This is a genomic window from Brenneria rubrifaciens (genome assembly GCF_005484945.1).
GTDB classification, from domain to species: domain Bacteria; phylum Pseudomonadota; class Gammaproteobacteria; order Enterobacterales; family Enterobacteriaceae; genus Brenneria; species Brenneria rubrifaciens.
In genome coordinates, this window is record NZ_CP034035.1 from 1,357,543 (window position 1) to 1,379,746 (window position 22,204).

At 50.6% G+C, this 22,204-nt stretch carries 13 protein-coding genes, 5 tRNA genes, 6 pseudogenes and 1 riboswitch; of the genes and pseudogenes, 14 read left to right on the top strand and 10 right to left on the bottom strand.

Annotated features, from left to right (window positions below; translation table 11 throughout):
* Positions 1-823 precede the first annotated feature (823 nt).
* Entirely contained in the window at positions 824-1,426 is a 603-nt protein-coding gene (locus tag EH207_RS06345) for a TetR/AcrR family transcriptional regulator (protein ID WP_137713172.1), read from the top strand.
* A 203-nt stretch (positions 1,427-1,629) separates the two neighbouring features.
* On the opposite strand, the gene EH207_RS06350 is transcribed toward EH207_RS06345, so the two are convergent.
* Both EH207_RS06350 and EH207_RS06355 read right to left on the bottom strand, forming a co-directional pair.
* The gene (locus EH207_RS06350; protein WP_137713173.1) at positions 1,630-2,898 is read right to left on the bottom strand and encodes a tyrosine-type recombinase/integrase; all 1,269 of its coding nucleotides are present in this window, start codon (positions 2,896-2,898) and stop codon (positions 1,630-1,632) included.
* A gap of 162 nt (positions 2,899-3,060) precedes the next feature.
* Positions 3,061-3,136, bottom strand: a tRNA-Asn gene (locus tag EH207_RS06355).
* Positions 3,137-3,520: 384 nt separating this feature from the next.
* On the opposite strand from EH207_RS06355, the pseudogene EH207_RS06360 reads away from it, so the two are divergent.
* Positions 3,521-3,787 (top strand): annotated as a pseudogene (locus EH207_RS06360) (LysR family transcriptional regulator); the annotation flags it as partial.
* A gap of 279 nt (positions 3,788-4,066) precedes the next feature.
* Positions 4,067-4,333 carry a sigma-S stabilization anti-adapter protein IraP gene (locus EH207_RS06365; protein WP_137713220.1) on the top strand — a complete coding sequence of 89 codons (267 nt, stop codon included), beginning with the start codon at positions 4,067-4,069 and terminating at the stop codon, positions 4,331-4,333.
* Positions 4,334-4,519: 186 nt separating this feature from the next.
* Here EH207_RS06365 and cycA read toward each other — a convergent pair whose 3' ends face one another.
* From cycA to EH207_RS06380, 3 genes and pseudogenes are all read right to left on the bottom strand, one after another.
* Positions 4,520-5,926, bottom strand: coding sequence for a D-serine/D-alanine/glycine transporter (gene cycA, locus EH207_RS06370; RefSeq protein ID WP_137713221.1), 1,407 nt, complete (start codon positions 5,924-5,926; stop codon positions 4,520-4,522).
* Positions 5,927-6,121: 195 nt separating this feature from the next.
* Positions 6,122-6,796 (bottom strand): annotated as a pseudogene (locus tag EH207_RS06375) (winged helix-turn-helix domain-containing protein); the annotation flags it as partial.
* A gap of 120 nt (positions 6,797-6,916) precedes the next feature.
* A pseudogene (locus EH207_RS06380) lies at positions 6,917-7,633 on the bottom strand (IS1 family transposase).
* 108 nt (positions 7,634-7,741) lie between these two features.
* On the opposite strand from EH207_RS06380, the gene EH207_RS06385 reads away from it, so the two are divergent.
* Positions 7,742-7,817: transfer RNA gene (locus EH207_RS06385), tRNA-Lys, on the top strand.
* A 616-nt stretch (positions 7,818-8,433) separates the two neighbouring features.
* Here EH207_RS06385 and EH207_RS06390 read toward each other — a convergent pair.
* Together EH207_RS06390 and EH207_RS06395 are read right to left on the bottom strand one after the other, a co-directional pair.
* Positions 8,434-9,207 (bottom strand): annotated as a pseudogene (locus EH207_RS06390) (IS5 family transposase).
* A gap of 184 nt (positions 9,208-9,391) precedes the next feature.
* On the bottom strand, positions 9,392-9,616 hold the full coding sequence (locus EH207_RS06395) for a DUF2594 family protein (protein WP_137713222.1): 225 nt from the start codon (positions 9,614-9,616) through the stop codon (positions 9,392-9,394).
* A 665-nt stretch (positions 9,617-10,281) separates the two neighbouring features.
* Here EH207_RS06395 and uvrY point away from each other — a divergent pair.
* The 7 genes and pseudogenes from uvrY (at position 10,282) to EH207_RS06430 (ending at position 15,306) form a co-directional block, all read left to right on the top strand.
* Positions 10,282-10,938 (top strand): annotated as a pseudogene (gene uvrY / locus EH207_RS06400) (UvrY/SirA/GacA family response regulator transcription factor).
* Positions 10,931-12,763 (top strand): excinuclease ABC subunit UvrC, encoded by a 1,833-nt coding sequence (gene uvrC / locus EH207_RS06405; protein ID WP_137713223.1) that lies wholly within the window; start codon positions 10,931-10,933, stop codon positions 12,761-12,763. The pseudogene uvrY and the gene uvrC overlap by 8 nt, the downstream one beginning before the upstream one ends.
* A gap of 58 nt (positions 12,764-12,821) precedes the next feature.
* Complete coding sequence (pgsA, locus tag EH207_RS06410; RefSeq protein WP_137713224.1) at positions 12,822-13,370, top strand: CDP-diacylglycerol--glycerol-3-phosphate 3-phosphatidyltransferase; 549 nt, start codon at positions 12,822-12,824, stop codon at positions 13,368-13,370.
* 214 nt (positions 13,371-13,584) lie between these two features.
* Positions 13,585-13,660, top strand: a tRNA-Gly gene (locus EH207_RS06415).
* A gap of 34 nt (positions 13,661-13,694) precedes the next feature.
* A tRNA-Cys gene (locus EH207_RS06420) sits at positions 13,695-13,768 on the top strand.
* 8 nt (positions 13,769-13,776) lie between these two features.
* Positions 13,777-13,863: transfer RNA gene (locus EH207_RS06425), tRNA-Leu, on the top strand.
* Positions 13,864-14,066: 203 nt separating this feature from the next.
* Positions 14,067-15,306, top strand: a pseudogene (locus EH207_RS06430) (tyrosine-type recombinase/integrase).
* A 280-nt stretch (positions 15,307-15,586) separates the two neighbouring features.
* On the opposite strand, the gene EH207_RS06435 reads toward EH207_RS06430, so the two are convergent.
* The 3 genes from EH207_RS06435 to EH207_RS06445 all read right to left on the bottom strand — a co-directional run bounded on the left by EH207_RS06435 (position 15,587) and on the right by EH207_RS06445 (position 18,668).
* Positions 15,587-16,447: a GHMP family kinase ATP-binding protein gene (locus EH207_RS06435; protein WP_137713225.1), complete on the bottom strand. Its 861-nt coding sequence runs from the start codon at positions 16,445-16,447 to the stop codon at positions 15,587-15,589.
* Positions 16,440-17,513, bottom strand: a complete 1,074-nt coding sequence (gene cobD / locus EH207_RS06440) for a threonine-phosphate decarboxylase CobD (protein ID WP_137713226.1) — start codon at positions 17,511-17,513, stop codon at positions 16,440-16,442. The genes EH207_RS06435 and cobD overlap by 8 nt, the downstream gene beginning before the upstream one ends.
* A 90-nt stretch (positions 17,514-17,603) precedes the next feature.
* The gene (locus EH207_RS06445; protein WP_137713227.1) at positions 17,604-18,668 is read right to left on the bottom strand and encodes an NAD(P)-dependent alcohol dehydrogenase; all 1,065 of its coding nucleotides are present in this window, start codon (positions 18,666-18,668) and stop codon (positions 17,604-17,606) included.
* Between the two features lie 173 nt (positions 18,669-18,841).
* A riboswitch (cobalamin riboswitch) is annotated at positions 18,842-19,023 on the top strand.
* 107 nt (positions 19,024-19,130) lie between these two features.
* Here EH207_RS06445 and EH207_RS06450 point away from each other — a divergent pair.
* From EH207_RS06450 to EH207_RS06460, 3 genes are read left to right on the top strand one after another with little or no spacing between them, the layout of a single operon-like run.
* Complete coding sequence (locus tag EH207_RS06450; RefSeq protein WP_137713228.1) at positions 19,131-20,570, top strand: cobyrinic acid a,c-diamide synthase CobB; 1,440 nt, start codon at positions 19,131-19,133, stop codon at positions 20,568-20,570.
* On the top strand, positions 20,567-21,532 hold the full coding sequence (cbiB, locus tag EH207_RS06455) for an adenosylcobinamide-phosphate synthase CbiB (protein WP_137713229.1): 966 nt from the start codon (positions 20,567-20,569) through the stop codon (positions 21,530-21,532). The genes EH207_RS06450 and cbiB overlap by 4 nt, the downstream gene beginning before the upstream one ends.
* A gap of 28 nt (positions 21,533-21,560) precedes the next feature.
* Positions 21,561-22,193, top strand: a complete 633-nt coding sequence (locus EH207_RS06460; RefSeq protein WP_137713230.1) for a cobalt-precorrin-8 methylmutase — start codon at positions 21,561-21,563, stop codon at positions 22,191-22,193.
* Positions 22,194-22,204 lie beyond the last annotated feature (11 nt).

A 22,204-nucleotide genomic window follows, 5' to 3' on the forward strand; every position in this document is an offset into this window, starting at 1 on the left:
TTACGATAGTCGACTACTCGTGTGCTTAGCTCAGCGTCTGTTTGGACGCGATAGTCCTGCAATGTCATTGGCTTCTCCGATCAACTTGATGTTGTTTCGCAGTACCGGTCCCACCTTTGGTAAAACCAGAGCCCTCATATTTGCTTAGTATTGTACTTTAAAATACAAAAACAATTTTATTGTACTTTGTAATCCAGAAAAAGCAACGTGTCTGAATCATCCTGACTTTTTGGCGAGTGTTAAGTCGGGGCCGGACGTTGTGCCAGATGATATGTAACGAAGGCTGTAGGATTGGGCACTCATAGCTTTGAGGGGGAACTGGACGGCGAGATGTCCTACGCCTCCAGTGATTCTCGTGACTGTAGTCTGCGCACATGGGGGCAAAGCCGCTGCCTCGACTGCATGAGGTGCCTAAGTCCGGCAACGTGCAATGCAGCGGTAGCTGCACTCTCGAACTCGGATGGCTCGACGGCGAAGTTCTGGTCGGAGATCACCTGGTTCTATGCCCAGGGCCCAGGCACTGGAGTATCTTTAAGTCGCCATGCGAGTTTCGACTGTAAGAATCGAGCCTGTCAGTGCTTACGAGTGTGACCGTCCTGTAGGCATCCGGCCAACACCCCCGCCTAAGCGCCATGAACTCTAAACGTTCCACGATTGAGTGAGGTAAATTTGATGTCGATGAGGGCAGTATCGGGCGAGTCTGGTGGCGTCAGCCCAGCATCGAGCCTAATAGACCGTCTGCGTTCTCGCGCGGCCCCTGTTGGATACGATCGCTGAGTACGAGTTCTGTATATTACTATACAGAATATGCTAATATCACGTCATGGGTAGACCACGTTCATTCGATACAGAGACGGTACTGGACTTTGCGGCGGCAGAGTTCCGTGTTCATGGTTTCGCTGACACTTCTACAGAGCGGCTGTGCGAAGTCGCTGGCGTGCGCCGTAGCAGTTTGTACAATGCCTTCACCTCGAAGGAAGAGCTGTTCGTGCAAGCCCTGCGTCGATACGTCGAAGTCGTAACGCTACGGCAGGAAGCGGTACTCACTAATGCTGAACTTAATGGCGGTACGCGGTTGTGGCGGATCGTCGAGATGGTTATTGACGAGGAGCGGGAGGCTCGCAAGGAGGGGCGTGCGGCTGGGTGTATGACTGTGCACACGTTAATGTCGCCGGATATACGGCTGAGTGATCGCCGGGTGCAAACGATCCTGGACCATGACCTGAATCGCCGTCTTTCTCTCTTGGCTCAGGCCGCGAAAGTTGGGCAAGCCGACGGCAGCGTGCGCCCCGAATCCTTGCCAGAGGATGTGGCTACACTGATTGTCACCGTGGTCTCGGGCCTGCGGGTGCTCGCCCAGACCGGCGCAGAACCGGCTCAGTTGCTCAGGATCGCACGAATGAATCTGGGGTCGACGCTGGCCTGATTACTTTACACCTTGTCACGAATGAACCTCCTGCATAGCCCGCCCGAGAAAAACCACATTTTTTTGCGCTGCGTGATTTAAGCCAGCTGTCCGTAATAGTTATTTTGGGCCTAACCGGGTCATTACTCAGGCACATATAAAAAGCAGTATCTGATTTGACAGATACTGCTTATATATTATTTATCTGTCACGCCATTATTGATTCAGGCCGCCTGATGGTTATTTTCTTGGCTCCAGATATACGGCGGTACATAATTTTCCTTACATGCACCCAGATAATCCGACCACCACTGCATCATCGCTTTGCGGGCTTCAAGATGGGCGGCTTTGTGGATATAGGCCGCCCGCACGCTATTGCGTTCCTGATGACTCATCTGGCGCTCAACGGCATCTTGCGACCAACGCTCTGACTCCATTAATGCGCTACACGCCATTGCGCGGAATCCGTGACCGCAGACATCCTTTTTGGTGTCATAGCCCATTAGTCGCAATGCTTTGTTGACTGTGTTTTCGCACATGGGTTTATACGGGTTATGGTCGCCGGGAAACACCAGTTCCAGATGGCCTGAAATCGCTTGAATCTGCTTCAGTATATCGATGGCTTGCCTGGACAGCGGCACGATATGCGGCGTACGCATTTTCGCGCCACGCCCGGAGTAGCGGACGCCGGCAATAGCGTCGCGGGTAGCGGGAATGGTCCAGATTCTGTTTTTGAAATCAATTTCACTCCACCTTGCGAAACGCAGTTCGCTGGAACGGATAAACAGGTGCAGGGTGAGCAGTACCGCCAGCCGGGTTAACTCCCGGCCTTGCCGATAGCCTTCAATGCGTTCCAGCAATTCCGGCAGACACTCCAGCGGCAGGGCCGGATAATGGCGCCTGACCGGCGGAGCCGTTACGCCGACCAGATTCAGCGCCGGATTATTTTCCACCCATCCTTGTTGAACTGCGTAACGCATAATATTGCACAGGTGCTGTCGGGTACGGGACGCCACCTCCAGCAGGCCTTTTTCTTCGATACCTTTCAGCAGGACGGTGAAGTGCCGGGTTTTGAGTTCCGTTATCGGCTGATGACCCATCGCCGGGAAAACGTGATTGTTCAGGCTGGCAAGCAGGCGGGCGGCATGGTTCTCCGACCATGTTTTATTGCTTTTATGCCAGCCCAGCGCCACGGTCTTGAAATGCTTAACCGGTGAACGCGCCGCCTGCTCAGCGGCACGCTGTTGCGCCGGGTTGATATTCTGCGCCAGCATCTTGCGGATGCCATCGCGTTGTTGCCGGGCGTCGGTCAGCGATACATTAGGATAAGCGCCTAAACTGAGGCGGGACTCTTTGCCGTCGATACGATATTTGAGATACCAGAGACGTGAACCGCCTGGATTGATTAAAAGGTACAGGCCGTGAGAATCGGAAACTTTGAAGGGTTTAGCGGATGATTTTAAGTTGCGGATTTTTGAGTCGTTAAGAGACATTTGGGGGTCACTCCGTCATCGAACCAACTTGACCCCAAATCTGACCACCATTTTTTCCCGATGCGGAGGGAAAACTAGAAACGCATCGGGAAGGATTTTCACGCTAACCTGTTGAATCAATGTACAAATAGGGATTCGCAAGGATGCATGAAAACAGGAAAATGGCTCCTCTGACTGGACTCGAACCAGTGACATACGGATTAACAGTCCGCCGTTCTACCGACTGAACTACAGAGGAATCGGTTGACTGCGGGGGATAATAGCGGGCGCATTTCACCTTGTCAAAGAGAGTTATACGTTAGGGGGGCTAATTGTTGAAGTAATAATCAACATGTTGAAATTACAGCGCAAGTTATGCGTCCTATAACCTAATAAGGTCATCTTCAAGGGGGGATTGTCTTTGCACCTTGAAATAGCAGTGACTGCATTAGCATGGTGCATAAGTGGGTGAGGAAAAAGCCCGGTTATTTACGGCTTGATAGCCTGCGTTGACATGTGAACCATTTGTTTTCCTTATTTTACTCGTGGCTTATCAAGTGTGTACTGCCTTTCCATTGTAATAAGTACAAAATATGGCGCGGTTCTTGCTATCTCTTCAGGGTAACTACTCAGGAGGCAGATAATGAATCTTAGAAGGCTCAAATACTTTGTGAAGATCGTTGATATCGGTAGCCTGACACAGGCTGCTGAGTTGTTGCACATTGCGCAACCAGCGCTAAGCCAGCAGGTCGCTACGCTGGAGAGTGAGCTTGAAAAGCAGTTGCTGGTACGTAGCCGACGTGGAGTTACACCCACAGAAGCGGGGAAAATTCTTTATTCGCATGCACAAACTATTTTGTCTCAATGCGAGCAAGCGAAGAGTGCAGTTAATGGGGTAAGGCAGTCTGTAAACGTATAAATTTTAGATAGCCGGCCATTTATGTAATGGTCGGCTAAAAAATAAAAAAGCTTTTTGATTTTTTTAATAAGATTATTCATTTCTCTGCCATTTCATCGTTACCATAATAGAATGAACACGCTGAACTCAAAATTGCGATAGGTACTAGCGGTGCGACTAGTTCCGGTGTTACATTAATCCTTGTTATGTTTTCTCTACCTCTTATATGCCAACTTTACGTTGGTGTATTATGGTGTGTATGACAGCGGTTTCTTTGATCAAGGAGTTCAAATGAATAACATTCTCTCTCATCTTTTAATAAAATTGGCAGAGAAAGAGATTGGAGAAAAAGAACTTCATGCCAAAATTAAGTCGTTGGAAATATTGGTGTCTGCAATCATTTCAACATTGGATGACGATAAGCTGAATGATTTATCGAGGAGGGTGGAAAGTGAGTTGGCGGAAGAGACGCAGCGTGCTGCGGAATATGGGTGCTTAGCTGACGAATTATTAGCTCGAAATATTAACCTTATTACAAATTTCTCATTGAGAGACTGATTTGATTATGTTGCCAGAATGGATGGCGACATATTTCATAGTTATATTATTTGTCTGATATTTATTTATAATGGCAATTTTCTCATAGGTTTGGAAAAGAAGTATTCGGAAAAAAATTCATTTCAGAAGCAAAGACGCTGATTGTTAATCAGCGCCTCTATTAAACTATAATCATTCCCGTTTATTTCATTGAGTTTGTTTTTTCTTACGAATAACCTGATAGGTACCTGTCAGGAAAATAAACCAGAGTGGCGTGACAAGTAGAGCCTGTCGGGTATCGGGTTGTAAGGTAAGTAGGATGATAACGAAGGCGAAGAACGCCAAACAAACCCAGCACATGAAAATACCCAATGGCATTTTGTAGTTAGAACTGACGTGCAACTGAGGCCGTTTTTTACGGTACACCAGATAAGCGCAGAGTATGATGCTCCAGATAAACATGAATAATATGGCAGAGACGGTCGTTACCAAAGTAAAGACGGTCATGACATTCGGAATCAGGTAAATCAACACCACCCCGGACAGCAGACAAATACATGAAAATGTCAAGCCCACGGAAGGCACAGCGCGTTTAGACAGCGTGGAGAAGCGCTTAGGTGCATCTCCTTGTTTTGCCAGACCAAAGAGCATCCGGCTAGTGGAAAACACACCGCTGTTTGCCGACGAGGCCGCAGAGGTCAGTACCACAAAATTGATCACGCTGGCAGCAGCAGGAAAACCCACCAGGATAAACATTTCGACGAATGGGCTGCGATCGGGGGCAATCGCGCTCCATGGCGTGACCGACATGATCATCACCAACGCGAACACATAAAACATGATGATACGGATTGGAATCGCATTAATGGCCCTTGGCAGAACGATCTGCGGGTTTTTTGTTTCCGCCGCAGTAGTCCCTACCAACTCAATGCCGACAAAGGCAAACACCGCAATCTGAAAGCCGGCGAAGAATCCACTTAGGCCTTTGGGGAACATCCCGCCATCATTCCATAGGTTGCTCAGCGACGCGACTGAGCCTGACGGCGAAAGAAAATGCATCTTCACCAACGCGACACCAATAATAATAAGGGCGACAATGGCCACGATTTTTATCATGGAGAACCAAAATTCCATTTCGCCAAACAGTTTCACGGTCGCCAGATTCAAGGTGAGTAATAAAAGCACGCAAAGTAGCGAGGATACCCACTGCGAGAGGTCCGGGAACCAGAATTGTGCATAAGCGCTGATTGCGACGACATCCGCGATGCCGGTGACAACCCAGCAGAACCAATATGTCCAGCCGGTGAAGAAACCAGCCCAGGGGCCAAGTAAATCGGCGGCAAAGTCACTGAAGGATTTATAGTTCAGGTCGGATAGTAGCAGTTCTCCCATAGCGCGCATGACAAAAAACAACATGAAGCCGATGATCATATAGACAAAGATGATCGAAGGTCCCGCGAGACTGATGGTTTTGCCCGACCCCATGAACAGTCCTGTACCAATAGCGCCACCGATGGCAATCAATTGGATGTGCCGGTTGGTCAGATTGCGTTTTAGCTCTTCAGCTTCGGGTAGGGGAGCAAGGTTTGTAAGCTCTTTTGATTGGTCTACCATTTAATAAAATTTCCTTTTTTATCAGTGACGTTTTGGACTCTTGAGTGTCTCTCATTCACGAATGTTGATGTGGATTAAAATAGCGTAATACTGGACTCTTTATGGTGAGCGAACTATACCCAATAAACCTCAAGATGCAGGTTTAAGTACCTGAAAACGATCGTGAATTCAGGACGTCAGGGAACCCGATGTTTTGTAGTCATTAATGGTTTTATAGTCATGAATGACCGTACCGCCGATATCGTTCAGATTCAGCGCGCCCGGAATATTCAGGCGGGTACGGCTTCCTGTTGTTTCTACTGTCTTTTTATGACCTTTTGCTATCCATCCATAACTGAGTTTGGTCGCCTGTGTCGGATGGACAGCATCAAGAAACAGAATCGGTTCATCACCGACGGTTTCTTTTAAATTCGCATAATATTTAATGGACCGCTTCTGTTTTCCCTCACTGAATTTATGATGAATACCTGACGGTTTCTTATAGGTGAAAGCGTGGCGATGCAGCCGCTTGTTCATGCCGGGAATACTGACGCGGGTTGCCCAGCGCTGTTCAATATAAGCCACGATATCGCGGGTATGATGGAACAAATGTTGAGATAACTGGCTGATTAGGCTCTCTGTTTGACTGACACTGAGCATGCTGTCAGAGCCACCGTTTTCAGGTTTAGGTTTACGCTTGTTGACGAACTCATTGATGTGATGAATTATCGTGGTTTCATGAAGGCGCAAGGCTTGCGCCTTCATGGCCGAACTCCAGCCTTCAGAAGTGAGAAGAACCGCTTTGATGCGATCACGGATACGGCCATCACGGGTGGTGCCGTGCAGACGTTCAAGTTTGGTTTTTTGCTCATCAGTGAAAAATATTTTCATGCTGGAAAGCATGATCTCCTTAATACATAAAATCAAGCATCTTCAATGATCACGGGCATAGATAAATGGAGTGAACAGTGTATGCATAATTTTGTGTATTTTTTACCTTGAATGAACGGGTTATGACTCAAATGCGTTGTAATGGTGTTTTTCAATGCAAGCACCGATGACTCTTTCATCTATTTCAAATGAACAGGAAAAGCAGATTGTTTTCCTTGCCAGACGTTTAACTTGAATGCGTAAATTAAGGTTGTGCCGCTAATTCGCTGCATGAATATCTTACCTGTTAGGGGGGCTGACGCTTTTTCTCGTGTTCTCGTGTGTGGCTGCCCCATTCATCGGTGGTGAAAAAAACCATATGAAAAGGTTTTAACAAATCGAGACGTTTTCGGCAGGTCTCATCCGTGCGCGGACTAATTATATGGGCAACAATCTGTTTTCTTCTCGTATCACATGCATACCAAAGCCAATGCTGCTGTTTTTTATTCTCCACGAATGACCATTGCTTATCCAGTTCACAAATCCGGGTGAGATCGTCATAGACGATGGGTTTGCTTGTTACTTGTGGCGGCGCGAGTTTTTTAATGTGCTCATCACGGTGTTCATACTGATTTTCAGAACTCGTCCTGTATCCCTGACCCCGGAGCCATTAATCGCCATATCGACAATTTTTTCTTTTGTTCCGGGCTTATGTGCGTTGTAACGGTAGTGAATCTGGAAAGTACGGCGACAATGTTGACAGTAATATCGGGAAAATCCAGCCTTTCCCGTGCCATGCTTACTAACGGTTTCTGTTTGCTGACAATATCGGCAGGCAACTTCAATAGTGACTGTCATAAAACGTATCCTTAAAGTGGATACTTTATCAAAGGAACGCTTTTAAGTCATTACCGAATGAACGGCATATTGACAGTTGCCAGCTAGACGGGAATAATCCACGTCGTTGGGTCGTTAGCTCAGTCGGTAGAGCAGTTGACTCTTAATCAATTGGTCCGGGGTTCGAGCCCCCGACGACCCACCAACAATCTCAATGCATTACTGTATTTTTCCCAAATCTTTTCAATATTATTTCTGTTTTTCCTCCTTCTTTATCCTCAGTATTAAATTTACAGCGTCTTTGACTTTTTTTTCTATTTCGAACAGTTCAGTTTAATCTTAGGCAAAATTCCTAACCATCGTATTTGCTTTATCTATGCATCGCCATTATGCAATAAAAAAGTCATTTCTATGCACTCCTGTTCATGATGCAGAATAAAAGAAGAGAACGCTTACGGTGGCGGGCGGTATCTGGAAAAGGGTAACTTTCCCCCACCAGCGCTTTACATTGATAGCGAAGTGCTATACTCAGAGCGCTTTCCATGAACGGTACTTGCCGAGGATTGGGTGTTAACAAAACATTATGGTTGCTGATATTACCTGGCTGATTCCATGTGAATTGCTGCTATCAGTCCGGAGGTCACATGGGATTTGAAAAGTTGCTGGCTGTGGTGGGTTAAATAAAGGCCATTGCAGAAAACCGTTTATAGATAAGGCGCCGGCGACAGAGTTGACGCAATATAAAAAGATGGAAGCCGCGCCCTTATTCAAACTGAGAAGTCTAGGCTGTATCACTCAACTATATAATCCTCTGAGAAAAGTCAGATGCAGCCTAATTTACTATCGAAAGATAGTTTCTGACCGTTTTTTCATAACGGGTGGCAACCCGGCGGCACTCTTCTAAAAACCGAAACTTCTTTCAACCACATGGCGGGATTTGTATGACTCCATGTCAATTTGACATCATCTGTCATTTGCTGATTTCTCATTGTTTTTTAAGAAAAAAACTTTTATCCCTTGTCTTTTCAAGGCGTTACGCAGCACTTGAGAGGAATACTCTTTATCAGCAAGAACGGCTTTTCCCCGACGTTTAGGGTAGCCGCCTTTACGGTTTAGGCCGATACCGTCCAGAAGCTGAAGTGCGTACTGACTTTCATGGGCTTGTCCGTCTGTCGCCAGATGGATTTTGGTGCGATAACCGCCTCGTGAGCGATCCAGCGCATGAGCGTCAGCGATATCGGGATGTTTTTTTGAGCGCCTGTGGCGCAATGACTGGCGCGGATGTTACTGCCATCGAGTGATACCGCCGACCAGTCGAGGCAGTCATTTTCATCAACAATTGAAAGCAACCTGTTGAAAATAAGTTTGATAATTCCTGATTTCGACCAGCGATTGAAACGGATGTAAATCGTTTCACACCCTCCATAGCGCTCAGGCAAACCGCGCTACGGTGCGCCGAAGCAGAGTACTCCAAACATGCCGTTGATAATCTTGCGGTGTTCGACGTAAGGATGACCGGCTTTTTGAGAATGTTCAGAGAGAAGCTGAGGTGAAATTAGTTCCCATGCGACGTCAGGAAGTTCGTAACGAGCCATGGCGGTCTCTACATGAAAAATTAAAGCGTTATTCAATCAAGATCTATTGCGGGACACTACCTAGATAAGCAGATGTAAGGCCGCCCTCAGTTAGATTTGGCGCATTTATGACATCGTCATGGCATGGAGAGAAGAAGATGCTGCTGACACCAAGAAAAAGCGTCAGCGGATTCAGGACGAGGGCTTATTGACGGTAAGCGTGCTTGATTTGTTTGATCGTGTTTTCAAACACGGCGGCCTGCTCAGGGTCTGCCAACTGAGCAATATATCTTTCCATATTAATAATCACTTTGCCGGCATCTGCCTGGCCGATAGCTTTAAGCAAGAGTGTGACTGTTGCTTTCAGGCAGGTTACTTCGTGCGATAACGTTTCTACGGAAGGCGTAGTAGAAAAATCTAGATTGCCCATATTTTCTCCTCAACAATAAACAGCATAAGGTGTTTTTAGTCAGCCAGTTACAGGTTGAATGACCTTGTTGCCAGCCTGATCAGATAGCGGCAAGTATAACATAATGCATATTAATGGCGGTGATTATTAATCAATAATCATTATGTAATGGTTGTTTTTTATGCATTTAACTTATTTTTAGCCATATTTAATTCTCTGCTTTAATAGGTTAAATCGGCATTCAAATGTTTTTGGCTGTATACATAAAAGCTTCAACATGTATGTTTTTTTAGAGTGTGTTATTTATATTGGATGAGGATTTTCATGATAAGGTATTGATGTAATGGATACTTACAATAGTGTTTTTTTATTGACATGTTGAAATCAATGCCAATTGCATGCCATTGATTGGTATTGATTTTTTATTAATATCAATTACTATGCAAGCCATGAGTTCAGTGCGCTTCAAGTGATAATCTGGATGTTAAGAGTGTGATCAATATACGTGTTAAGCATAATAGTATATTGTTATCGTTAGACTTTGATATTGAATGCTTATTACTTCTTAACGTATTTAAAAATACATATTCTTATAAACAGTATTCATTATTTTTAGAAACCAACGTAGTATCACCTGCAAACGAATCTTTATGTAAGTGTTACTTCCTTTTTTGGAGAATTATTCTTTGATTAGCGTTTTTCTTGTTGATGACCATGAACTGGTGCGGGCAGGGATACGGTGCATTCTTGACGATATCAAAGGTCTTAAGGTTGTGGGTGAAGTGTCATGAGGTGAAGATGCCGTTAAATGGTGTCGTAGCAACGCTGTTGATGTTGTCTTGATGGACATGAATATGCCCGGAATCGGTGGTCTTGAGGCGACGCGCAAAATTTTGCGATTTTCTCCTGATATAAAAGTAATTATGCTAACTATTTATACAGAGAATCCTTTACCTGCTAAAGTAATGCAGGCAGGGGCCGCTGGATACGTGAGTAAAGCCGCCGCCCCGCAGGAAGTTATCTGTGCCATTCGCGCTGTGCATGCGGGTAAACGCTATATCGCCTCGGATATTGCTCAGCAGATGGCATTAAGTCAGTTGGAGCCACAGACTGAGACCCCATTGGCGTGTCTGTCTGAGCGTGAATTGCAGATTATGCTAATGATCACCAAAGGGCAAAAGGTCACTGAGATTTCAGACCAGTTGAACCTGAGTCCTAAAACGGTGAACAGCTATCGATATCGAATGTTCAGCAAGCTGAACATCAGTGGCGATGTTGAGTTGACGCACCTTGCGATTCGCCACGGACTTTTTAATGCGGAGACATTGTTAAGTAGTGAGTGACAGTTTCGATGCTTCGGCATTTCTAAAAACGGTAACCAGCCAGCCTGGGGTCTACCGCATGTATGATGCCGCGAAAACGGTGATCTACGTCGGTAAGGCAAAAGATTTAAAAAAACGACTTTCCAGCTATTTTCGCAGCAATGTTGCCAGCCGTAAAACGGAGGCACTGGTAAGAAGTATCAGGCAGATCGATGTGACGATCACGCATACTGAGACGGAAGCCTTGCTGCTCGAACATAACTATATCAAGCGTTATCAACCGCGCTACAACGTTTTGCTGCGTGATGATAAGTCTTATCCCATGATTTTTCTCAGTGCTGACCAACACCCTCGGCTGGCCGTGCACCGTGGAGCCAAACACGCCAAAGGTGAGTATTTTGGGCCATTTCCAAATGGAAATGCTGTGCGTGAAACGTTGATGCTGCTGCAAAAACTGTTTCCCGTGCGGCAATGCGAAAATAGCGTGTACCGCAATCGCTCTCGTCCTTGCCTGCAATATCAAATTGGTCGCTGTCTTGGACCGTGTGTTTCGGGACTGGTGAGTGAAGATGACTATCAGCAACAAGTTGATTATGTCCGTCTATTTTTGTCTGGAAAAGATCAGCAGGTTCTTAACCAACTGATAACAAAAATGGAAGCGGCCAGTCGTGCCCTGAAGTTTGAAGAAGCGGCGCGTACTCGCGATCAAATTCAGGCCGTCCGACGCGTGACGGAAAAACAGTTCGTCTCCGGTAATAGTGAAGACCTTGATGTTATCGGTGTGGCCTTCGAAGCCGGGATTGCGAGCGTGCACGTACTGTTTATTCGTCAGGGGAAAGTGTTGGGCAGTCGAAGCTATTTTCCGAAAGTCCCCGCCGGCACAGAATTAGGCGAAGTAGTGCAAACGTTTGTCGGGCAGTTTTATTTACAAGGGAGTATGGCCCGAACTTTACCTTCGGAAATTCTGCTTGATTTTATGCTGCCGGATAAAGAACTGCTGACTGATTCGTTAACCGATGTCGCTGGCCGAAAAGTCCAAATCCAGACCAGGCCGCGTGGCGATCGCGCTCGATACCTGAAACTTGCCCGTACCAATGCTGCGACGGCATTGGTGACGAAGTTATCACAGCAATCTACAATTCACCAGCGCCTAACGGAGTTGGCCAAGGTTTTACAACTGCCTGAAATTAAGCGTATGGAGTGTTTTGATATTAGTCATACTATGGGTGAACAGACTGTGGCATCCTGTGTCGTGTTCGATAAAAATGGTCCGTTACGCTCAGAGTATCGCCGCTATAATATCAGTGGCATTACACCCGGTGATGATTATGCCGCGATGGCTCAGGTTCTCAAACGTCGATACGGTAAGGCATTGGATGACAAAAAAATTCCTGATGTGATTGTTATCGATGGGGGTAAAGGGCAATTGGGACAGGCGCAGGCTGTATTCGACTCACTACAGGTGCCTTGGGATAAGCGTAAGCCTTTAATGCTCGGTGTAGCGAAAGGCAGCGATCGTAAAGCTGGACTTGAAACACTTTTTTTTGAGTCGACAGGAGACGGTGTCGTGTTACCGTCTGACTCGCCAGCTTTGCACGTTATCCAGCATATTCGCGATGATTCTCACGATCACGCGATTGGCGGGCACCGCAAGAAAAGAGCTAAAGTTAAGAACACCAGTACATTAGAGTTCGTTGAGGGGGTTGGGCCCAAACGGCGGCAGGCTCTGCTGAAATATATGGGTGGACTACAACCATTGATGAACGCCAGCGTTGAGGAAATTGCAAATGTGCCGGGTATTTCACACGTATTGGCAGAAAAGATCTTCCATGCATTGAAACACTAGGGACAATGTAGCAACATACTCGTAATATCCACTCCGGCCAAATAGTTACCTAAGCGCTATGCAATTTAATATACCGACGTTGCTTACCTTGTTTCGTGTTGCTTTAATCCCGTTTTTTGTGCTGGCGTTTTACCTTCCATTCGTCTGGGCACCGATAGTGTGCGCACTGATTTTTGTTTTTGCCGCCGTCACAGACTGGTTTGATGGATTCCTGGCTCGCCGTTGGAAACAAACCACACGATTTGGCGCCTTTCTCGATCCGGTAGCGGATAAAGTGATGGTAGCGGTTGCGTTGGTTTTGGTTGCCGAGCACTACCATTCCTGGTGGATCACGTTGCCAGCGGCAACGATGATTGCACGCGAAATCATCATTTCTGCATTACGTGAATGGATGGCTGAAATAGGTAAACGCAGTAGCGTCGCGGTTTCATGGATAGGAAAAGTAAAAACCACTGCCCAAATGATGGCGCTGGTAGCTCTGTTGTGGCGACCAGAACGCTTAGTTGAAGGGGCTGGCGTTATTGCTTTGTATATCGCTGCAATACTAACTTTCTGGTCAATGTTTCAATATCTAAACGCTGCCCGGCATGACTTGTTTGCACCTTAATTGATGTGTCTTGAGAAATGCGAGAACTTTTTTGAATATCACTTGCGACGACCCGAAGGATACGGGCAGGATAGTGCGCTGTAAAAACCAGCAAACGAACGAGTTTTATTGATAATTTTATTGACTCGTTGCTTCATGTCAGTAGAATGCACCGCATCAACAGTGGCGCTGGTTTGTTGAAAGTTAACAAAAAAATCAGTGTGTTCTGTTTAAAGCGGGAATAGCTCAGTTGGTAGAGCACGACCTTGCCAAGGTCGGGGTCGCGAGTTCGAGTCTCGTTTCCCGCTCCAATATCGCAGCGATAGCTGAACAGGTTAAAGGCAAGGCGCGTTGGCAGAGTGGCCATGCAGCGGATTGCAAATCCGCCTACCTCGGTTCGACTCCGGGACGCGCCTCCAATATCTAAGCCCGGGTGGTGGAATCGGTAGACACAAGGGATTTAAAATCCCTCGGCGTACGCGCTGTGCGGGTTCAAGTCCCGCCCCGGGCACCATCCTGAAATCAATAGACGTCAACCGAAGTCTATTTTTTTGTCTGAAGCCCACGATTTTACTGGCTTTCCCTTCATTCCATACTCTCCCTACGTCAACACAGTTCAACCGACATCAACTAGTTTATGCGGGTACAAATGCGGGTATACTTCGATAATGGTCATCCTTGTACCCTCAATAACGCTTTTATTGAAGGAAAAGTATTATGGCACTCGCGGATATCCAGTTAGGTTCAGTAAAACCGGAGGAGAAGGCCTGTAAACTAACTGATGGCAACGGAATGTTTTTTCTGGTTGATCCCAATAGGTCTAAATATTGGCGCTTACGCTATCGTTAGGATGGCAAAGAAAAGACGCTGGCATTAGGTGTCTACCCCGACGTTTCCCTTTCTGAAGCGCGTCAGAAACGCGACGATGCGCGAAAACTGATAGCCGCTGGCGTTGATCCTGACAAGCACATATAAGGCAGTCAAAATCCAACAGCAGGATGATGAGCAAACCTTCGAAGTTGTGGCTCGCGCCTGGCACGCCGACAACAAGAAGTGGTCGGAATCCCATCCTTAAAAAGCCTAAGCCACAATATCTTTCCTGCTATCGGCGGCATACATATCGCGGCTCTGAAAACGCGTGGCCTGTTGGCGCCGATCAAAAACGTTGAACGTTCAGGACGTTTAGAAGTTGCCAAGCGCCTAAAGCAACGCGTGACGGCCATCATGACCCATGCGGTACAAAACGATCTGATTGACTCTAACCCTGCGCAGGATATGGCAGGGGCGATTAGCCCGGCAAGGTAGAGCATCGCCCGGCGTTGGAGCTCAAACGTTTGCCTGAACTTCTGGGCCGTATCGATGGCTACAAAGGCCGTGAGTTTACCAAATGGTTAATAAGCATTTCCCTCTGATTTTTATCCGCTCAAGTGAATTCCTTTTTGCCCGCTGGCCGGAAATCGATTTCGAGCGCGCTTTATGGACGATACCTTCGGAGCGTGAACCCATTCCCGGCGTGAAGTTTTCCGAACGCGGTTCGAAAATGTGCACATCGCAACTTTTTCAGCTTAGTCGTCAGGCAGTGAAGATCCTTAAAAATATTAAAGAGGTGAGCGGGCATTGTGAACTGATCTTCATTGGCGATCACGCGTCACGAAAACCGGTCAGCGAGGGGACGGCAAACAATGCACTGCAAACCATGGCTACGACACTAAAACGGAAGTTTGCGGCCACGGCCTTCGCACCATGGCCCGTAGCTCGTTGATCGAATTGGGATTATGGTCGCGGGATGCGGAAGATGAGCCATTAGGAACGTAACGGTGTCCAGGCCGCGCATATCAACAAGGCTGAACACCTGGACGAACGGCGGCCGATGCTGCAATGGTGGGCTGATTTTCTTGATGCGAATCGGGAGAGGTCGGTGAGTCCGTTTAATTTTGGTAAGTTGACGGTGGGTTAATGTGCCATTGATGGGCAGGTTGTTGCTCTGGCTGGCTCGGGTTACAGCTTGCTCATGTGGACACGAACACTACTCGTGGAACATATAACTCCATAGATGGTTCTTCGCTGTAGTTAGATTGAAAGAAAAGCTTTCATTCTGCAAAACGCTTGTTTAAAACATTATGCATATATTGAATTTATAAAGTGACGGACATTGTTATCAGAGGGGGGGGATAAGGACGCTTACCTAATTACCGGCGCCGTCACTTCGCGCCAACGCGGAGTGACGGCGGGAGCCGTTATCGCACGCCGCCGGTAATCATCGGCAACAGATAGTGGCAGGGGTAATAGCGTGTCATGCCGCGCTGATGCAACTGCCAGCCAAGTTTCTCCACATCGTGTTTATGCCTGTCGAGCAGCAATCCCACCACGCTGCCGCTGTGGGCGACGTTCAAACCATACAGACCGCCATCTTCAACCAGCGTCATTAAATCGCTGAAAGCGGGCTTGGCCAGTATCTGCTGGCTGGCGATCGCGCTCAACGTGCAGGCTTCGCCGAGTCGGGCGTTATCCTGCGTCTTTGCCGCTGCGCAAAACAGCCGCCAGGCCTTTTCCAGCGCATCGGCATTGCTCAGTAACGACGACTGGCGATCGAATCGGTGATAGTCCGCGGTATTCAGCGTGTGCGGGCTTTCCAGCAACAGAATATCCACCGACGGCTGCCAGTCGCAGGCAATTTGCGTATGGGCAGTTTGATGGTCGAACAGCGTTAACCGGCTAAACAGCGTGCTGTCGGTGGGCTCCAGTTGAACACACAGCATGGCGAGCGTTGCATCATCCAGCGTGACGCCAAGATGACGGGCCGTTGCCTGTGCGGTGGCAGCGATATCGGCAGTGCTGCTGGCCATGCCTTTGGCGACCGGAATGGTGGAGGAGAATTCAATGCGCAAACCGCGTCCGGTATCCGCAGGGAGACCGAGGCGGGCAATCACGACATTCAGCATTTGCCGCATGCGTGGGCGCTCGGTACTGGCTGGCTGACCGTCAGTGACGGAGACATGGCTGAACCAGTCCACCGGGCAGGAGATCAGCTTCTCTCCGCCGAGAATCCATCCCTGAATCAATTCACCGCAGGACGCAGGGCAGCGAGCGTCAGCCATGACCGAATACCTGATGCAGCGCGGCGACCAGCCGCTGATTATCGACGTCACTTTTGATGGCGACCCGATAATCGCTGGCCGTCAGGCCGGGATAGTTGGCACAGGCGCGGATCAGCAAACGATGTTCCAGCAGCGCTTGCTGAAGGGGAATTTCCGGGTGCAGGCAGCGCAGGAAGATATAATTGGCGGACGGTTGCCACACGTGCAGTTCGGGCATCGCGCTCAGTTCCCGGTAGAGCCAGCGTTGCGCCTCTGCCAGCCAGCGGTAGGTTGCCGCGATATAAGACGTATCGTTCAGCATGATTTCCCCGGCCAACGCAGCAAAGGCGTTGATCGTCCACGGCTCCTGTGATTGTTTCATGGCCTGGATCGCCGTCTGATCGGCGCTGAGCAGATAACCCAGCCGCAAACCGGGGATCGCGAAAAACTTGGTCAGTGAGCGCAGAATAAACAGGCGGGGAAACGCGGCCAACTGCGGGATCAGGCCCGGTGCGCCAGGCAGGAAATCGATAAACGCCTCATCGACGATCGGCGCGGTATTGCGCTGGTGGCAGCGTTCAACAATGGCTTGCAGCAGCGAACTGTCAGGCATTAGCCCCGTGGGATTATTGGGGGTGGCGATAAACAGACAGTCATAGTGCGTTTTATCCAGCGCGGCCAGCAGTCGGGTATCAGGCTGAAACCCATCTTCCGCCGACATGATGTATTCATCAATGGCGCAGCCCGCACGCTGCAAGGCCCGGCGGTATTCCGCGAACCCCGGCGTCAGCAGCAGTGCCCGCCGTGGTTGAAGATACTGCACCACGGCATAAATCAATCCTGTCGCCCCGTTGCCGGCCATAATTTGCGCCGGCGGACAGCCATGAGCACGGGCGAGGGCGGCATGAAGCTCACGGTATTCCACGTCGGGGTAACGCTCGGCAAGCTCAAGCCGGCTGGCGATCGCCGTTTTCAGCGACGCGGGCATACCCAGTGGATTGATATTGGCGCTGAAATCGATAATCTCATCGGCATTCACGCCGATGTTGAGCGCCATTTCCAGCACATTACCGCCATGTTCGCCCATGATATCCTGATGATCTCCCTGATTTTGATAAGGGCAGCATAACATAAGCGAGGAAATGGCCGTCAACGGCATGTGACCGCAGGCAGGTCTTTACTCTGCGAAGCTGGCCTTTAATGAGGCCATGTCAATGACAAACCGGTAGCGCACGTCGCTTTTTAACATCCGCTCGTACGCGGTGTTGATATCCTGCATGTCGATCATTTCGACGTCACAGCCAATGCCATGCTCGGCGCAGAAATCCAGCATTTCCTGGGTTTCTTCAATGCCGCCAATCAGCGAGCCAGCGATAGCTTTACGCCCCATCACCAGCGGCGCGCTATGCACAGTGGGCTCAATCGGCTCAATCAGACCCACCAGAACCAGCGTGCCGTCGCGTTTCAACGTGGTCAGATAGGGGTTAAGATCGTGCTGCGTCGGCACGGTATCAAGAATAATATCGAAGTGATTGGTCACGGCGTTCATCTGTGCCGAATCGGTCGAGATGACCACGCGATCGGCGCCCAGCCGATGCGCTTCCTGCTCTTTGCCCGGAGAACGGGTGAACAGGGTGACATTTGCCCCCATCGCTTTGGCGAACTTCAGGCCCATATGCCCCAGCCCGCCCAATCCCACAATGGCGACGCTGTCACCGGGACCAACATTCCAGTATTTCAGCGGCGAATAAGTGGTGATGCCGGCGCACAGCAGCGGGGCGGCGGATTTTATGTCCAGTGTCTGCGGTATGTTGAGCACAAAGTTTTCTGAAACGACGATACGCTCGGAGTAGCCGCCGAAGGTTGGCAAGCCGTCATGACGATCGACGCTGCCGTAGGTGGGCGTGGCGCCTTCTTCACAGTACTGCTCCAGCCCTTCGTCGCAGGCGTCACAGCGTTGACAGGAGTCCACCAGACAGCCTACGCCGACCCAATCGCCCGCGTTAAAACGCTCAACGGCTTTGCCAACGCTGACGACTTTACCGATGATTTCATGTCCCGGCACCATCGGATACAGGCTGTTCTGCCATTCGTTGCGTGCCATATGAATGTCCGAATGGCAGACACCGCAATAGATAATATCGATAACCACATCGTTTTCACGCGGGTCCCGGCGGACAAACTGATGCGGAACCAGCGGGCTGCTTGAGTCGAGTGCAGCAAAGCCACGTATATTTTGCATTACGATTTTCCTCTTCATTTTTGCACGACATCAAAAGATCAAAGCCAGAATTCAGTATGATTCAGATTAGCCGTGTTGCATTAACGATTTATGGCTAACGTTTGGGACGGATTGAGACAAAACGCACAGAATATTGATAAACATTTTATTGTCAGGTTAGCGCCGGGCATCGAAAAAGGATGCCGACTCTGCGTGTTGTCATGATGCATGACAACTGGGAAGGGGGTGTAAATCCCCCGCAGCCCCCGCTGCTGTGATGCCGACGACCCCGTAAAAACCACTGATCGCTGCGATCGGGAAGGCGCGGGGAAGAGTGACGCTAAGCCAGAAGACCGACCTGATGATAACAGATTCAACTCCTTCGGTGGGAAGCGGGTTGTCATCCGATGCCTGCGGCGGCAACGCCGTTTTTGCGCGCCGCGTGACATAACCTCTCCCGGCCGGCTGATGTCGGGAGAGGTTATGCCGCAAGCAACAGAGCAACAGAACGCCGCGTCAGCGACGCGCCAGGGACGAAATAAAACCGCGTTTGTGATCGCCGGTACGGGCAGCGGCTGCGGCAAAACCACCGTTTCGCTTGGGATCTTGCGGGCGCTGATGCGACGTGGGCTGTCCGTACAGCCATTTAAAGTGGGGCCGGATTATCTCGACAGCGGCTGGCACCGCGCGGTATGCGGGGTTGCGTCGCATAATCTGGATGCGTTCATGCTCCCGGCGGCAACGCTTAACGGCTTGTACAACCAGCGCATGCGCCACGCTGACGTGGCGGTGATTGAAGGGGTGATGGGGCTTTACGACGGCTACGGCACGGACCCGAACGATTGCAGCACCGCAGCGATGGCCAAACAGCTTGGCTGCCCGGTGGTGTTGCTGGTGGATGGCAAGGCGGTATCCACATCGGCGGCGGCAATCGTGATGGGATTTCACCAGTTTGATCCTGATTTGACGATCGCCGGCGTGATTGTCAATCGGGTGAATTCGGCGGAACACTACGCATTGCTCCGGCATGCCATTGAGCGCTACTGCGGCATACCGGTACTGGGACGCCTGCCCGTTATGGCGGATATCGCGCTGCCTTCCCGTCACCTGGGCCTGATCCCCGCGCAGGAACAGGCGGATGACGATCGCCGCTGGCAGACGCTGGCTCAGCAGATTGAGGAAACCGTCGATCTGGATCGTCTGCTGTATTTGTGCCGGGGCGTCCGGCCGCCGGCGGGCGAATTACCCGCGCTTTCCTCGCCCGAACGGGCCGAGGGACTCACGCTGGCGCTGGCGGACGATGAAGCCTTTAATTTCTACTATCAGGATAATCTCGATCTGCTGGAGCAGGCCGGCGTGCGGATACAACGTTTCAGCCCGTTGTATGATCGCCGGCTTCCCGACTGTCAGATGATCTACATCGGCGGCGGCTATCCTGAAATTCACGCCGCCCGGCTCGCCGCCAACACCGCCATGCACCATGCCTTGCTGGACGCTCACCGTCGTAATATCCCGCTGTATGCCGAATGCGGCGGGCTGATGTATCTGGGTGAGGGGCTGACGGATGCAGACGGTCAGCGTCACCGCATGAGCGGTATTCTGCCCGGGGAAAGCCGGATGGGGAAACGGCTGACCCGCTTTGGTTACTGTCAGGCTCAGGCGCTGACTGACACGCTGCTGGCGCTGCGGGGCGAGGTGTTGCGCGGTCATGAGTTTCATTACTCCGTTTTTTCCACCTCGCTCGTCCCCGCGTTTGATTGCACCAAAGCGCGCGATGGCGCGGTCATCAAACGGTGGCAGGGGGGATATCAGCATCGACAGACCTGCGCCGGCTACCTTCATCTCCATTTTGCCCAGCGGCCGGGGCTGCTGGATCGCTGGTTCGCCAGCGCCAGGCGTTGTTGTACCAAGGCGGCGCGATGATCCTGTCCGCCTGGTTTACCGCGTTCCTGCTCGATTACTGGCTGGGCGATCCCCCGCACTGGCCGCATCCGGTGCGCTGGATGGGCCATCTGATCTCATGGTTGCAAACCCGCATTCGCGCCTGCTGTCGCAACGAGCGTTCGCTGCGGGTGGGCGGCGCGCTGCTGTGGCTGACGGTGGTCGGCCTGACCTGGCTGCTGAGCTGGGGAGCGCTGGCGCTGATAAATACCCTTCATCCGTGGCTGGGCTGGCTGGCCGAAGTCTGGATGATTTACACCCTGCTGGCGGGTCGTTGCCTGAGTGATGCCGCGCTGACGGTGTATCAGGCATTACAGCATGGTTCGCTGGAAGAGAGCCGCCGCCAGTTGGCGTGGATTGTGGGGCGTGATACCGCGCAGCTTGAAAAGCCGCAGATAACCCGCGCCGTGGTGGAAACCGTCGCGGAAAACAGCGTGGATGGCGTGATCGCGCCGCTGTTTTTCCTGTTGATCGGCGGCGCGCCGCTGGCGATGGCCTACAAAGCCGTGAACACGCTGGATTCGATGGTGGGTTACAAGAACCCCAAATACCGGGCGATTGGCGCTGTCTCCGCCCGGATGGACGATGTGGCGAACCTGATCCCGGCGCGTCTGAGCTGGCTGCTGCTGAGCGCCGCCGCCTGGCTGCGGCAGGCGGACTACCGACAGGCGCTGCGCATTGGCTGGCGCGATCGCCATCAGCACGCCAGCCCCAACTGCGCCTGGCCGGAGGCGACGGTTGCCGGGGCGCTCGGTGTGCGGCTTGGCGGCCCGAATCACTATTTCGGCGAGCGGGTTGAGAAACCGTGGATCGGCGACGCGCGCCGGGAAATCGCCCTGAGCGACATTCCGCGCAGCATCAATCTGATGAAGACGGCGTCGCTTCTGGCGCTGCTGCTGTTCGCACTGGCGCATTTCTTGCTGTCAGCCGTCTACGCCGTCTAGAACGAAAAAAAGCGCACAAGGAGAACCGATGAATTATCTCCGGCAACCCCGGCAAATCGAGCAGCAAAGCTTTGAGATTATCAGCGACATCATTGCCCGCGAGCGTCCCGGTTACCGCTTTGCCGACCGGACGCAGGAAGCGATCATCAAGCGGGTGATCCACACCACGGCGGATTTCGACTGGCTGGATATCTTGTGGTTCTCGTCAGACGCGCTGGCGCGGATTCAGGCGGGGCTGCGCGCCGGGTGCATCCTCTATACCGATACCACCATGGCGCTGTCCGGGATCAATAAAACGTTGCTGGCTCAGTTAGGATGCGAATGCCGCTGCTTTATCAGCGATCCCCGGGCGGTGGCGCGGGCGAAAGCCGAAAACATCACACGCGCGATGGCCGCGGTGGATATCGCGCTGGAACAGCAGGGCGAAAAACTGTTTGTTTTTGGCAATGCGCCAACCGCTTTGTTCCGGTTGCTGGAGCGGCGGGCAGCGCCGCTGGCGGCGATCGGCGTGCCGGTTGGCTTTGTCGGGGCGGCGGAATCAAAGGACGCGCTGTTTCACAGCGATATTCCCTGTATTGCGTCAGCGGGGCGCAAAGGGGGCAGTAATGTCGCCGCCGCCATCGTGAACGCGATTCTGTATCGAATTCGGGAGGAACTGTGAGCCTCAATTCG

Excerpts from the sequence above, each read along its gene's own strand:
- EH207_RS06345 (WP_137713172.1), top strand. The coding sequence starts at position 824 with ATGGGTAGACCACGTTCATTCGATACAGAGACGGTACTGGACTTTGCG.
- EH207_RS06350 (WP_137713173.1), bottom strand. The coding sequence starts at position 2,898 with ATGTCTCTTAACGACTCAAAAATCCGCAACTTAAAATCATCCGCTAAA.
- EH207_RS06365 (WP_137713220.1), top strand. The coding sequence starts at position 4,067 with ATGAATAACATTCTCTCTCATCTTTTAATAAAATTGGCAGAGAAAGAG.
- cycA (WP_137713221.1), bottom strand. The coding sequence starts at position 5,926 with ATGGTAGACCAATCAAAAGAGCTTACAAACCTTGCTCCCCTACCCGAA.
- EH207_RS06395 (WP_137713222.1), bottom strand. The coding sequence starts at position 9,616 with ATGGGCAATCTAGATTTTTCTACTACGCCTTCCGTAGAAACGTTATCG.
- pgsA (WP_137713224.1), top strand. The coding sequence starts at position 12,822 with ATGCAATTTAATATACCGACGTTGCTTACCTTGTTTCGTGTTGCTTTA.
- EH207_RS06435 (WP_137713225.1), bottom strand. The coding sequence starts at position 16,447 with ATGGCTGACGCTCGCTGCCCTGCGTCCTGCGGTGAATTGATTCAGGGA.
- cobD (WP_137713226.1), bottom strand. The coding sequence starts at position 17,513 with ATGGGCGAACATGGCGGTAATGTGCTGGAAATGGCGCTCAACATCGGC.
- EH207_RS06445 (WP_137713227.1), bottom strand. The coding sequence starts at position 18,668 with ATGCAAAATATACGTGGCTTTGCTGCACTCGACTCAAGCAGCCCGCTG.
- EH207_RS06450 (WP_137713228.1), top strand. The coding sequence starts at position 19,131 with ATGCCGCAAGCAACAGAGCAACAGAACGCCGCGTCAGCGACGCGCCAG.
- cbiB (WP_137713229.1), top strand. The coding sequence starts at position 20,567 with ATGATCCTGTCCGCCTGGTTTACCGCGTTCCTGCTCGATTACTGGCTG.
- EH207_RS06460 (WP_137713230.1), top strand. The coding sequence starts at position 21,561 with ATGAATTATCTCCGGCAACCCCGGCAAATCGAGCAGCAAAGCTTTGAG.